We start from the raw sequence: 12563 nt of genomic DNA, 5'->3' as shown, positions 1-12563 counted from the left end.
TGCAGGGAATAACCCTATATCATGATCCCCCATCCGATCGCAACCAAAATCAAGGAATCCACATAGAGATGGGAGACCCGGCTCTGGTCGCCGAGCTTTGTGGGGTTCCGGTGATTTCGGATCTTAGGGCCAACGACGTTGCCGCTGGTGGCCATGGGGCGCCCCTCAGTGCCTATGTCGATTATTTACTTTTCAGCCACGACAGGCTCTACCGGGCCCTGCAGAATATTGGCGGCATAGCCAATGTAACTGCTATGCCGCCTGGTTGCAGCCTCGAGGACATCATCTGTTTTGACACTGGTCCGGGGAACATGGTTATAGATGGAGTGGTCAGAAGGCTTACCGGCGGCAGGAAGCAATTTGATGAGGATGGCCTCTGGGCAGCCCAAGGGCGAGTCAACCGAGAACTGCTGGAGCAATTGCTCAGGCATCCTTACCTTGAGCGCCCCCTGCCCAAGACTACCGGTCGGGAAGACTTTGGGGAAGAGTTCGTTGACCAAGTTATGGTCAAGAGTCAAGAGCTTGGCCTTAATTCGGCTGACATCGTTGCTACCGTAACTGCCTATACAGCGGAATGCATGGCTTATCACTACAGGCGGTTCCTGTACCCGCGGGGGCAGGTGGATGAAGTAATCCTGGGTGGCGGGGGTACCAAGAATAAGACTCTCCTTGCCTTTGTGCGAAAGTGTCTGGCTCCGGCTGCGGTCAAAACCCATGAGGACTTCGGCATACCCAACGAAGCCAGGGAGGCTATGACTTGGACCATCCTTGCTGATGAGACCATCCAGGGTCTTCCGGCCAATGTGCCTCGCACTAGTGGCGCTAGACACCCAGCGCTGCTGGGCAGGATCACCTTTCCCTGGCGCGGCAGTACCTCTAATGGCGTTCCTACGGGCACACGTAAGGAATAAGGTGTGCTTGAAGCAGGAAGCTCCTGTAACAAAAACGTTGCCGAGTTGTGGTGAGCCTAGGGCTTGTGGGTGAGCGAGGAACCGGCGGTCCGGTTAGAAAACAACTGGTTTTTGGAGGGGGCGGTAGCGACGGACAAAAGGCACTTGATGGTTATTGGCGCTCACGCCATGGATGCCGAGTGCATGGCAGGAGCAGTGGCGGCCAGGTACGCTTCTCAGGGCCACCGGGTCACCATGGTCCACCTTACCCGGGGGGAGAGAGGACATCCTTCTAAACCTCCGGAAGTATTTGCGGCCCAGCTGGAGGAAGAAATGAAGTTGGCGGCCCAAGAGCTGGGGGCCGGCTGCATTTGGCTGGGATTTGCGGCGGGAGCTTTGCCGGGGAGCGATACTCTCGGGAAAACCATAGCTGATCTCATCCGGACAGAAAGGCCTGACGGCATAGTCACTCACTGGCTGGGCAGCTGGCATCCCCGCCACGTTGCCACTCACCAATCGGTGCTCAAGGGGGTAAAGCTGGCTGCGGATCCCGCATATGACCCAGGCGGTAGCCGGCCCTGGCGGGTGGGCGAGGTGCTATTCGGCGAGAATTGCGAGGACCTGAACGGCTTTAACCCTGGGGTCTACATTGATGTCTCCGGGTATGTGGATATATGGCTGGCTGCTCTAAAGAAATACGAACTTTTCCGCCTTGATGCGGTAGGTGGTGGACCTCGCCCGCACCAGGGCATTCCCTATCAAAGCTATTATGAGGCTATGGTTAGGGTGCGAGGTCTTGAGGCCGGGTGCCGGGCGGCGCAGGCTTTCATGGCTTGCCGGCGGCTGGCAGACATTTTCAGCCCTTCACCTGCATTTTTCTTCTGAATCGATGATAAAGGCGCTGATGGTGGGCGAGCTGTTGGCAGGGCTAGCTTTGGTGAATCTTGATCGGGAAGGGGTCGTCATGAGGGTAATAGTAACCTGGGATTACGATGATATGAGTCGTCAGGGGGCAAGCATTGTTGCCGATCGCATACGCCGTAAGCCCGACTTGGTGCTGGGACTAGCAACCGGAACCACCATGGTGGGCCTTTACCGCGAGGTGGTAGAGCTGTACCGTAGAGGGCTTTTGGACATGGCTGAAGTCACTACCTTTAACCTGGATGAGTATGTTGGCTTGAATCCCCAAGACCCGCGCAGCTTCCGTTATTTCATGCAGGAACACTTGTTTGGCAAAACCAACATTGACCCCAGGCGTATCCACCTGCTGCCCAGCCAGCTAAATCCCCAAGATGCGGAACAGGTTGCCGCTGACTATGAGAAGGAGATTGAGAAAGCCGGGGGAATTGACCTCCAGATCCTGGGCCTTGGGCGCAACGGGCATATTGGTTTCAACGAGCCCGGGGCCCCGTTGGAATCCCGTACCCGGGTGGTCGATCTGGATCGGGAGACGGTGGAAATCAATTCTCAACCCTTTTTGCCTTTGAGGGTTCCGCGTCAGTCCATTACCATGGGGATTAAGACCATCATGAGGGCGAAAGAGATTCTTTTGCTGGCTTCTGGTGCAGAAAAAGCTCTGGCCTTAGCGCGGGCCCTGGAGGGGCCGGTTACGCCGGAGGTTCCAGCGTCGGTATTGCAGCTCCACCCGGCAGTGACGGTGGTTGCCGACCGGGAGGCTGCCTCGCACCTGAATTCAAGCTTATGCCAGGTCAGGGTGGGGTAAGAGTGAGCCAAGAAGTGGGGCGGTTGGAACCGTCTTCGGTTGTAACCGTGATTTTGGGTGGCGACTTGATAGCCCCGGGTCGGATTATTAACGATGGGGAATTGATCATCCAGAAGGGCAAGATTCAGGCTGTTGGCCCCCGGGGTACGGCAGCCCATTTCCTGGCCAAAAACGCCCTGCAGAGGCCGGGTCAACTGGTAGCGCTCTGCTTGGGCCAACAAGGAACCAGGATGGATCTAGCCTACCTGGAAAAACGCTTGATCCTGTCCGGGCCAGCCCAGGTGTTGGGCCTAGGGTCTAGCCCCATCACGGGCGCCGGTAAAAGTGCCGGTGGCGATACTAGCACATCGTATACCCTTGAGGTTTTAGATGCCCGGGGTCACCTGGTAGCCCCCGGGTTCATCGACCTGCATGTTCATGGGGCCGGAGGCGGCGACTTTACTACTGACCCGTTGGAAGGATGGATGAAGGCAGCCCGGATGCTGGCGCGCTTTGGGACTACTGCTTTCCTAGCTACTACCCTAGCTTCTGACCCGAAGACCCTGGAAACCGCCCTTGATACAGCTGCTAAGCTTCAAAGCGTGTTCCACAATTGGCAATCTGCCGGGGGGAGCTACGGGAACACACTAGCGTCAGACACATTGCCTCCGGGCGCCTATCCCTTGGGGGTGCACTTAGAGGGGCCGTACCTCAACCCGGATTACGCTGGTGGGCAGCCGCTAGGCCAGATCCGTCCTGCTAACGCCCGTGAATTAGAGGACCTTTTGAAAGCGGGGGCTAGGCTAATAAGCCAGAAGCCCTTCCCCACAGCGTGTGGTTCCAATTTGGTCAGGATGGTCACCCTGGCTCCGGAGATTGCGGGTGCCAGCAGTTTGCTCAAGGTTCTCCGCGACTATGACGTCATTGCTAGTACCGGCCATACAGGAGCCACTTATGAGCAGTTTAAGGTTGCTGTGGCCAAGGGAGTTGCTCATGTCACTCACCTTTTTAACGCCATGCGGGGCTTTCATCACCGGGAGCCTGGAACGGCAGGCGCTGCTATCGATTGTCCCGAAGTCACTTTGGAGCTAATTGCTGATGGACATCATGTACACCCAGCAGTTATTCGCTTGCTGGTAGGAGCTTTGTTAGGAGAGCGGCGATCTGCTCTACATGCAAATCAGGGCGGAACCGGGCTGGATCGCTTGGTCTTAATTACCGATGCCATGAGCGCCTGTGGTTTACCTGAGGGCGACTATGACTTGGGTGGGCAACAAGTAGTAGTTAAGGATGGCATCGTAAGGTTAGTTTCTCCAACTGCTCCTTTGGCGGGAAGTATACTTACACTAAACCAGGCTATAAGAAACATGATGGAGTGGACAGGCATGTCTTTAACCCAAGCTATTAATTTGGCATCCCTTAACCCAGCCCGTCGGCTTGGCATCGATGGCGCCAAGGGATCATTGGAACCAGGCAAGGATGCTGATGTAGTAATAGTGGAGCCGAATTTTGAGGTTCGGCTAACCATGATCAATGGACTGGTAAGATATATACGAGACAAGTATTCAGCAAGTTGTACTTGACACCAACGTTTTGGTTTCGGCTTAATCAGTCCCCAGGGAGCGCCTGCCCTGCTAATTAGGGCTTGGCGACAAAAGCAATTCGAACTCATTCTCTCCCCAGCTATCCTGGATGAAGTGGCTGAAGTGCTCCAAAGGGAGAAACTGCGGCGCTACTACGGGCGCATAGATGAAGCCTTGGCCGGGAAATATCTTGCGGGGCTCCGGGGCTGGCAACCATAGTTTCAGGCAAGATTGAGGTTAAAGGAGCAAGTGCGGACCCGGATGACGATAAGTTTGTTGCTGCTGCGCTGGAGGCGGGCGCGGACTGCATCGTCAGCGGCGCCGAGCACCTACTGGATATTAAGGAATACCAGAGAATAGCAATTGTCCGCCCGCGGAGTTCCTTGCTCGGCTCTAGCTTATGCGGCAAATGCCCGGCAACTTAAGGTGGGACTGGTAGTCCTGTCGGCTCCTAATATGAACCTTCAACAACGAGGCCAGCAGGACCTTCCCGCATAGAAGAGCAGTCCCGGTCAGAACTAACAATCAGTCTGCCGCCGGAGACGCTTAGCCTTATGGCAGATGCCTCCTCCCATAGCCTGCTCTCCAACGCCACCCGTAGGGCGCGCAGGGAGCACTCGACTCCTTCCTGCCGTAGACGCTCCTGCAGGTGACAGATAAAGTCGTGCTCCACCTTTAGGCCCACAAGCTTTTCACCGTCCCGGACCTCTTTTACTCGGCACAACAGTCTGCGTTCGTCCTTTTTCCCGAGCAGATGCACCGTGACTTCCCTGAAAGCAACGCTCATATGCCGGTGCTCTGTCGGTATGACGTGGTAGCCCCACACACCCAGTTCCAAAGCCAGGTAGCTACCAACGGAAACAACCTTCTCCTGAGTTGTATCCACAAGCAGAACATACGCTGGGCGCCCTTTCTTGCTCAGCCCCGACAAAAGCTGTACGTTGCGAGCGCCAAGCGCCATCAAGTCATCTCCTGCCCGGCCCAACACCTCGCCGGTCACATCATCTACCTGGGCCAGAAGCAGACAAGACTCTGTCATCTCCCCACCCCCGGTACCTGCCAGGTACCTCTGCCTCAGCGTCAGAGGCACTGGTAGGCGTCCTGCCGTTCATCGATGGTATGGGCCCGCTCCCAAAAGGGGCGGGCCGCCTGCGGCAGCTTGTCGGCCCAGGCGGCAGTACGCTCCTGGAGCTTCTCCTTCAGTGCTCCGAATACAGCCAGAATTGCCCGTCGTGCCTCGGACCCCTCGCTATACCTGGCCTGGTGGCAGACAGCTTGTAGCAGAGCTTCGCTATCCCGAGCCTCACCGTTTGCAGACTCTTTGGTCCGGTCGGTGGCGGGGTTACCAGGCCCCTGCCACAACTCCCTTAAATCGGCAGGAAGGATAGTCACAAGCGCCGTCCGCTCGCTAGGCTCCGTAACCCTCAAAACTCCTCCCAGCACGGATCTAACTGCCCGCTCAGCGTCGGTGTAACCGGCATAGCCTCCAGCTACCCTGACATAGTTTACCAGCTCCCGCAGGCTTACCTCACGCACACCTAGATCTACTCCTTCTTTTCGTTTCCCTCCGCCGTTATCTGTAACTTAAGGCCCAGCCCTAAACAGCAATCCGCGGTCGTGTCTCCAGAAAGCGCCGCCTAGCCTGCTCTACGTACTCGGTCATGACAATGCCGCCCACGACGCAGCCGCTGGCACACCGACCGCAGCCGGAGCACAGGTCCGGCTCCAGAAGCCACGGCACGTATACCCCAGCAACATTAGTTTCCAACATCACCAGACCCTTGCGCTGGCAGCGGTTGACGCAGTCGCCACACCCCTCACACTGTGAAGGTATGACCCAGGGCATCTTTTTAGGCAGCTTTCGCCCGCCGCTACCATTACCGGTGTTTGCCACCTGACCATCCCGCCCCTTCGGCGTGTTAAATCGGAGTTCCGGCCTAGTCCTGCAACCCTCGGGCTATCCGGCTTGCCAGGGTCGCCGACTCGGTAATGGTTGGAACCGGAATACTCATGCTGATGGTAGCACCTTCGGATGCCTGCTGTACAGCTTCCTCCGGGTTCATGCCCATAGCTGCCGCTACGCAAGCCGGCACCACCACATCCATGGCTACAGCACCAGCGTTGAGAAGGTCAACAGCGCCAGCAGCGAAACACTGGACCAGATCCAGGGTTTCTGCATCTTGGTTTAAAAGAGCGTTGGGAATGGTCTCTGCATAAATATTCTCGAAGCGGTAGACCTTTCCGTCCACTTTCAGCTCCACATCCACATAACCGTCAAAGGCGAAGTACCTCTTGGCAAACTTATGAGTACGCCTGCCTGACCCGGGCCGGACATTGAGGAAGCGAACATACTCTATGTTGCGCCCCAGGACTTGGGAGAAAATCCTGGCCGTACCGGAGCCGATATCTTCAATGCGTTGGAGTTCCAATTCCTGGGTGACTTCGGTCAGGGTCTTACCCGCCCTCAGCCCCTCGTACGCATACCGCGCCCGCTTAAGAACCGACTGGATTAGGGAAGGCTCCGTGGCCATTATCACCGCTCTGGTTACCGGGCCCCTCTCGATGAAGTTTGCCCGCCGAGCTAGTAGGTTGGTGGCTACTGCCGCGTGCTCAGGCTGGAAGTAGGCATCCATGGTTCGGGAAATGACATCCGCCACCTCCTCTTCCGCCATTCCCTTACTAAGTAGATAGAGCGACAGCGACGCCGACGTACACCAGTGGGTCAGCGGCAAGAGCAAGGGTCCGCCGCTTCTGCCCACACCTAGGATGGCACCTTCGGCGATCAGGGCGTTGATCTCATTGAACATGATCATGCCCACCACCGTGGGAGCTCCGCAATCCTTGAGGATCATGGCTAGGTCGCCAACTACTTTGGCAGTCTCTAGCTCTTCCCCGGTGCCGCGGATATGGATCTTCTCAGGCATCTTGGCTGCCTTCACCGCTGCCAAACCACAAACGTAAGGAGTACGAGTCTGCAGGAAGGGACCCCATTCTTCGCCCACGTAAGCATCGGGGTGCAGGATTTCCAAGGCAGCCGCGGAGGCCAATAGGCTGGCCATCCAGCGACACGGTTTGATGCCTACCGACCGGTAAGCCTGAAGCATTGCCTCCACGCCAATCGGTACCAGCTTTTGGGCCAACTCCGGAAACAGCAGGTCCTCCCCCACCCGGGTATGACCGGTGACCGGACTGCCTGCAACTCCCAGCGGCGTTAGGTCCCCGCTCCAAGGAGCAAGGATTTGACCCTGCATGGCCTGGTACATAGCCTGGACGGCAGCAAAACCTGAGATCTTGTTATTGAGCTTCTCGGTGGGAATGTTGGCCACCCTACCTGCCGGCGCCCCAGCTGCCATGCGGCATACCGCCCCCAATTTCCGGTTGGGCGCAGGTATGCCAGCAGTGGTGCTGCTTCCCGCCCAGTAGAGAAGGGTTGCCGCCGCCAGCGACGCGTTGGAAGCGTCAGCCCCGCAATCCATGAGCACCTTGACTGCCTTACGGGCTACTTCATCGATATCTGTAGTCTTTTCATTGCTGACGGTTACGTTGATCTTTTTCCCTTTCTGCTTCTCCTTAGCGATAACGTTGGCTGCTGCCCAGATCCCGAGGTTGAAGACCCCAAACCCTCCAAGAATGGCATCAAATTTCTCCGTGGTCAGGTAGTCGGGCTGGGCAGTCGCTGCATGTAAAGCAGCTAATATCTCACGTTCCATTCTAAGCCTTCCTTTCTACGACCGATCGGGGTAGGTGGCCTCATGGGCTCTATTCTCGTCTCGGTAGCTTCCATTCTCAATTTGGCTTCGGAGCCATATCGGTCCAGCGGCTCTCATCAAACTCTCGCATCTTCTCGTATCCCAGTACATCCAGCCGTAGCCCTGCCTCCGGGCCAGGACGGGTGCAGTAGATCTTGTCAACCTCGACCACCAGCCGGTCGCCCTCCAGGTGCCCATTGCCTTTAAACTGGTACGGAGCACGAACCACGCCTAGACCGCCAGGACCGATGGCGACCCGAGGGTTCTCTTCCAGGTTACCCCTGATCTGCTCCGCCTGAGCGCTGGAAAGGATAAATGTAACCTTCCCCCCGTCCACAATTGCCCGGTCAACTACCGTTACCGTGGGAAAGCCTGACCTAGTCGCAGTGGCAATGTGTGCTCCCAACGTTTCTAGCCAATCCTTCATCCGCGGCGTCAATGGCACAGCCATTCTCACCCCTCCTGCCTAAAGGATCTTGCGTCCCGCCTCTTCGGGCGCCCAGCTGTACACCTCGTCCACCTTGAGCGCAATCAGGCCCCGCTGCACCAGCTTGGGAGGCCTGATATCCGGCGGCACCTCGTCGGGCGGTTCTTTCTCCGCCCAGTTGCCCCACTCTTCGAGCACCTCGCCAGCCTTGATTCCGTACCACTGGTAGTTGTCGGGCGCATCGTGGCGGATGATGGTGCAGGGACCCCGGAATACCCACGTGTGGCCGCGCACCGGGTTGGCAATAGAGATGCATCCCACCGGGTTTTCGTTCAGGTTCACCTTGGTCTTCTGAGCGTACATCTCGGCGATGAGGATATATTCATCCTTGTAGTGAGTAACAAATCGCTCGCCGACTATGTTCGGCTCCCCGTCAGCGCTGCACGTGGTAAGATGTACCACCGCTCCACCCTTGCCTACCACCTTGAGAACAGTTTTCATTTCTTCCGTTAACTTGGCCACCTTTATACCCCCTTTCTTAATTGTGGTTCGTAAAAGTGGGCTTGGCCTGCCAGGTGATAGCTTATCCAAACTGGCGAGCGGCCCTAGGCCCTCCCAACGGATCCTCGGAGCTTATTCTCTCCCCGTCGGCCTCTAACCTCTGAATTTTCATATTGCTAACCTTGATTCGTTTGTGATTTCCTAAAAAAAATAGTAATTATTACTTATAAGCAATAGCACAAGATAACTAGCACCGAAAATTTGTCTTCATTAATCAAAAAAGTTTCCAGCTGAACCCCGAACCCAGTGTAGGCACAAGGCTACGTTTCCGAAGGCTTAAGTTTCTGGCTTAACGGGCCCAGTTAGAAGCGCAGCCGGCAGGATAAACCAACAAAAGAGCGAATATCTAGAAAACGGATTTTGATAGATAGGATGGAGCACGGAGGCAGCCAATATGGCCAAGAAGGCGCAGTCTAACCCCTTGGCAGTGCCAATCAGAATCCTCCAGCCCCTGGTGGACGCCATAGGAGAGTTCTTCGACCTATGGTTAAAGTTTGTCGATCTCGACGGGGAATACATCCTCACTCCCGATACTAAGCAGCCATGCCGGTTCTGCCAACTGGTTCGCAGCACTCCGGCGGGACGAGAGCGCTGCAAGGCATCGGCCAGGCAGGCAATTGTCGAGTGCTCCGCCGACATGAGCGCCCGTTATAGCCACTGCCATGCTCAGGCGAGGCGGATCACAGTGCCCATAGCCGTCGAAGGCAAATGCATCGGAGCCCTGGTGTGCGGCGAGATCGTAGCCGAGAAGCCAACAGAGAAGCAGCTGGAGACCATCTCCTGTCTTGCCAGAGAGATAGGCGTCGATAGCAATGAACTATTAAGAGCCTTCTGCGAGCTACCCGTCTGGAATCACGAGCGGCTCCGAGTCACTGGCGAAATACTCGACGCTCTTAGCAATTGTTTTGTCAAAGTAGCTATTACGGTCTCTGCCAGAGAGCGGGCCGAGGCGGAAAAGTTCCGCCGGGAGGCTGAACTGAAAGCCCTGCAAGCCCGGATCAACCCCCACTTCCTATTCAATGCCCTCAACACAGTCGCCATGCTGGCCCTGATCGAGAACGCTCCCCAGACCCGACAGGTGACCCAGATGCTGGCACGGCTTCTGAAGCTGACATTCCGGCCCAAGGATCCCCTGATCCCGCTGGCCCAAGAGCTGGAGCTGGTGGACAGCTACCTCTCCATCCAGAAGGTGCGCTTCGGTGACCGCCTCCACATAGCCAAGGAGGTGCCCGAGCACCTATTGCGGGTACTCATCTTGCCGCTGTCACTACAGCCTCTAGTGGAAAACGCCCTGGTCCATGGCATCGAGCCGCTGGAGTCGGGCGGAACCATATGGATCAGTGGCTGCCTGGATAAGAGCGGGAGAGTGTGCCTCAGCGTACGAGACAATGGGGTAGGCATGGGCCGGGAGAAGGTGCTGGCCATCCGGCGTGCCATGAAGCGGTCGCTTAATGGTACCAGCTCTGGCCTCCTCAACGTGTACCACCGGTACCGGCTGATGTTTGACCAACAGGGCGACCTTACCTTGCAGAGCTCCCCCGGCAACGGCACTGAAGTCCGTCTTTTTCTGCCCTATATTGACAGCATGGGGGAAGTGAAGGGATGCAGCTTAGAGCACTGATCGTTGATGACGAGCCAGTGGTGCGCCAGGGCCTTGCTCTCATGCTGAGCGAGTCAGGAGTGAATTGGGAACGCATAGATGAAGCGGCCAACGCGAGGGAGGCACTGGCTGCAGCCGCTAAACACAGGCATAATCTCGTTTTCTTGGATATTCGTATGCCGGGCCCGAGCGGCCTAGAGATTATGGAGCAACTGCAAGAAGTCTCTCCAGAAGCTCGGCTGGTAATCTTGACTGCTTATGACCGTTTCGACTATGCCCAAGAAGCGCTGCGGCATGGAGCCTTTGATTACCTGGTCAAGCCGGTAGAAGACGAACAGCTCCACCAGGCCCTCCAACGTTGCATCGATTCCCTTGCCGCTAGCGAAGCACAAAGAAGTGCTGCTGCCAACCTTAAGTCTACCTGCCAACTGCTTGAGCAGTACCTAGTCCATGCACTGATTCCCCAGGGGACCGGAAGTCAGGCCGATCCCTCAGCTAAACCGTCCCATAGAAGCAATTCCCAGTCTTGCCAATTGCATCACGTCTGCCTAGTTATAGAGTCCCAAGACGGCAGAGCAGACTGGCGGGAGTGGATCGATACCGCCAAGGATCTAGCCTGGCCGTGGGGCGCCTTTGGAGCTGCCGTGGATGGCAGGCTGGTACTGCTCCTTTCTTCTTCTGCTGAGGAGCCGTCGCCTGAAAGGGTGGCAGAGCTTGGGGAACGGATGTATTCAGGCCTCCTGGAAAGGTGCGGTACCACCACCTTGATCGGCATCGGCAGGCCCGTACCGGATCCTTCTTCTTTAACCGTCTCGTATGCTGAGGCCCTCCAGGCCCTGGAGTTCCTCAAGGCTACCCGGAATCGCCTCCGGGAGCCGTGGCTGAGCTTCAGTAGCATCAAGGCAGCTGGCCCCTCCAACTGGGTTTACCCGTGGGAAAAGGAGGAAGAGCTTGCCGTTGCCATCCGGCTGGGCAGGCCTGACCAGGCAATCCATCTGGCCCTGCAGCTTCTAGATGAGGTTATCCACAACTCCCCCTACGTTGGCGAAAGGCAGGCAAGGGCAGCGGAGATCCTGGCCATAGCCTCGCGGGCTACCTTGAGCCGTATGGTCGACCCCAGGGAGGTGCTCCATTTGAGCTGTCGGCAGCTGCGCTGGTTAGCGAAAGTTGTAGGAGAAACAAGCCTGAGGGAATGGATGCGACAAACCATCACTGCTCTTCTTGTCCTGGCAAGCCAAACGGGAATGAGTCACGCGGAGCAAATGGTTGCTGAAGCTGAGGCATACGTACAAAAGCATCTGGGCCGCAGCATTACGCTAAAGGAAGTAGCCCGCACTGTTTGTCTGAGCCCGTCGTACTTCAGTACCCTTTTCCGCAAGCAAACTGGAACCAGTTTTAAGGCGTATCTTGAACGGGTACGCTTGAAAAAAGCCATTGATCTCCTCCTTAATACTGATGCTCCCATCTATGAAATTGCTCGTCAGGTGGGCTATGACGATGCCAATTACTTTGCCCGGGTATTTCGCAAAGCCCATGGGATGGCCCCTACTGAGTTCCGCCGCCGACACCAGCCAAGGGATGCAGCAGTGTGAGCTTCGGGTTCAAAAGCCCTTTCCCGGTTGCGGCATGGGCGCCACCACGTATTGAAGCTCGGGGGCGGAAAGTCGATCCTACCCAGAAGATGCAGCTGGTCCGTACCATCGAATATGGTGACCAAAATCAGGGAGATTGACGAGATGATTCACGAGTTCCAGCAGCTGAAAGCGGAAATGCTGGAGTTTCGAGAGCAGTTTGCCAAGCTCCTTGAGGAGAAGAGTGGGGTTAAAAAAGGCGAGGGAACTAGGGGAGGTGTAGGCAAGGGACGGCAAGTTGGAAAGTCCTGCTTTGTCAGCTCTGCTGGCCGGAGTGACCGGGGAGAAAGTGCCAGGACTTGTTGTAGCAGACAAGAATTGCCGAGGGTCTGGGGAGCACTGGGAGAGGCCGGAGAATTCCTGAGGCCTTCCGTAGGGGCGGGGATGCCCGCGAAGGGGACTTGAGCCGGGTAACCTGAA

13 protein-coding genes are annotated in these 12563 nt (G+C 56.7%); 7 read left to right on the top strand and 6 right to left on the bottom strand.

The genetic code is table 11. The features are described from left to right. From H5U02_01370 to nagA, 4 genes are all read left to right on the top strand, one after another. Positions 1 to 911: anhydro-N-acetylmuramic acid kinase (locus tag H5U02_01370; GenBank protein MBC7341100.1), on the top strand; the 911-nt coding region annotated here is incomplete at its 5' end. Between the two features lie 63 nt (positions 912 to 974). Further along, positions 975 to 1775: a PIG-L family deacetylase gene (locus tag H5U02_01365; GenBank protein ID MBC7341099.1), complete on the top strand. Its 801-nt coding sequence runs from the start codon at positions 975 to 977 to the stop codon at positions 1773 to 1775. A 79-nt stretch (positions 1776 to 1854) separates the two neighbouring features. Beyond that, entirely contained in the window at positions 1855 to 2613 is a 759-nt protein-coding gene (nagB, locus tag H5U02_01360) for a glucosamine-6-phosphate deaminase (protein ID MBC7341098.1), read from the top strand. Between the two features lie 2 nt (positions 2614 to 2615). Beyond that, the gene (gene nagA, locus H5U02_01355) at positions 2616 to 4175 is read left to right on the top strand and encodes an N-acetylglucosamine-6-phosphate deacetylase (GenBank protein MBC7341097.1); all 1560 of its coding nucleotides are present in this window, start codon (positions 2616 to 2618) and stop codon (positions 4173 to 4175) included. Between the two features lie 451 nt (positions 4176 to 4626). Here nagA and H5U02_01350 read toward each other — a convergent pair whose 3' ends face one another. The 6 genes from H5U02_01350 to H5U02_01325 all read right to left on the bottom strand — a co-directional run bounded on the left by H5U02_01350 (position 4627) and on the right by H5U02_01325 (position 8873). After that, a complete protein-coding gene (locus H5U02_01350; protein MBC7341096.1) occupies positions 4627 to 5214 on the bottom strand; it encodes a DUF111 family protein in 588 nt (195 codons plus the stop codon). Positions 5215 to 5255: 41 nt separating this feature from the next. Further along, the gene (locus tag H5U02_01345; GenBank protein MBC7341095.1) at positions 5256 to 5711 is read right to left on the bottom strand and encodes a DUF2267 domain-containing protein; all 456 of its coding nucleotides are present in this window, start codon (positions 5709 to 5711) and stop codon (positions 5256 to 5258) included. Positions 5712 to 5772: 61 nt separating this feature from the next. Then, entirely contained in the window at positions 5773 to 6021 is a 249-nt protein-coding gene (locus H5U02_01340) for a 4Fe-4S dicluster domain-containing protein (protein ID MBC7341094.1), read from the bottom strand. A gap of 91 nt (positions 6022 to 6112) precedes the next feature. Further along, positions 6113 to 7885, bottom strand: coding sequence for a hypothetical protein (locus H5U02_01335; GenBank protein MBC7341093.1), 1773 nt, complete (start codon positions 7883 to 7885; stop codon positions 6113 to 6115). A gap of 76 nt (positions 7886 to 7961) precedes the next feature. Further along, positions 7962 to 8375, bottom strand: a complete 414-nt coding sequence (locus tag H5U02_01330; GenBank protein ID MBC7341092.1) for a pyridoxamine 5'-phosphate oxidase family protein — start codon at positions 8373 to 8375, stop codon at positions 7962 to 7964. Positions 8376 to 8390: 15 nt separating this feature from the next. Continuing rightward, positions 8391 to 8873 (bottom strand): pyridoxamine 5'-phosphate oxidase family protein, encoded by a 483-nt coding sequence (locus H5U02_01325; protein MBC7341091.1) that lies wholly within the window; start codon positions 8871 to 8873, stop codon positions 8391 to 8393. Positions 8874 to 9306: 433 nt separating this feature from the next. On the opposite strand from H5U02_01325, the gene H5U02_01320 reads away from it, so the two are divergent. The 3 genes from H5U02_01320 (at position 9307) to H5U02_01310 (ending at position 12548) form a co-directional block, all read left to right on the top strand. Beyond that, positions 9307 to 10533, top strand: a complete 1227-nt coding sequence (locus H5U02_01320) for a PocR ligand-binding domain-containing protein (protein ID MBC7341090.1) — start codon at positions 9307 to 9309, stop codon at positions 10531 to 10533. Continuing rightward, entirely contained in the window at positions 10515 to 12104 is a 1590-nt protein-coding gene (locus H5U02_01315) for a response regulator (protein ID MBC7341089.1), read from the top strand. Before H5U02_01320 ends, H5U02_01315 begins: the two co-directional genes overlap by 19 nt. Before the next feature lie 144 nt (positions 12105 to 12248). Further along, complete coding sequence (locus tag H5U02_01310) at positions 12249 to 12548, top strand: hypothetical protein (GenBank protein MBC7341088.1); 300 nt, start codon at positions 12249 to 12251, stop codon at positions 12546 to 12548. The last annotated feature ends 15 nt before the right edge of the window (positions 12549 to 12563 follow it).

Source organism: Clostridia bacterium, from assembly GCA_014360065.1.
Classification (GTDB): domain Bacteria; phylum Bacillota; class DSM-521; order Neomoorellales; family JACIYF01; genus JACIYF01.
This window is presented reverse-complemented; position numbering and strand designations above follow the sequence as displayed.

What these genes read in the sequence shown, in the direction of transcription:
- nagB (MBC7341098.1), top strand. Translation starts at nt 1,855, where the DNA reads ATGAGGGTAATAGTAACCTGGGATTACGATGATATGAGTCGTCAGGGG.
- H5U02_01350 (MBC7341096.1), bottom strand. Translation starts at nt 5,214, where the DNA reads ATGACAGAGTCTTGTCTGCTTCTGGCCCAGGTAGATGATGTGACCGGC.
- H5U02_01340 (MBC7341094.1), bottom strand. Translation starts at nt 6,021, where the DNA reads ATGCCCTGGGTCATACCTTCACAGTGTGAGGGGTGTGGCGACTGCGTC.
- H5U02_01335 (MBC7341093.1), bottom strand. Translation starts at nt 7,885, where the DNA reads ATGGAACGTGAGATATTAGCTGCTTTACATGCAGCGACTGCCCAGCCC.
- H5U02_01330 (MBC7341092.1), bottom strand. Translation starts at nt 8,375, where the DNA reads ATGGCTGTGCCATTGACGCCGCGGATGAAGGATTGGCTAGAAACGTTG.
- H5U02_01320 (MBC7341090.1), top strand. Translation starts at nt 9,307, where the DNA reads ATGGCCAAGAAGGCGCAGTCTAACCCCTTGGCAGTGCCAATCAGAATC.
- H5U02_01315 (MBC7341089.1), top strand. Translation starts at nt 10,515, where the DNA reads ATGCAGCTTAGAGCACTGATCGTTGATGACGAGCCAGTGGTGCGCCAG.
- H5U02_01310 (MBC7341088.1), top strand. Translation starts at nt 12,249, where the DNA reads ATGATTCACGAGTTCCAGCAGCTGAAAGCGGAAATGCTGGAGTTTCGA.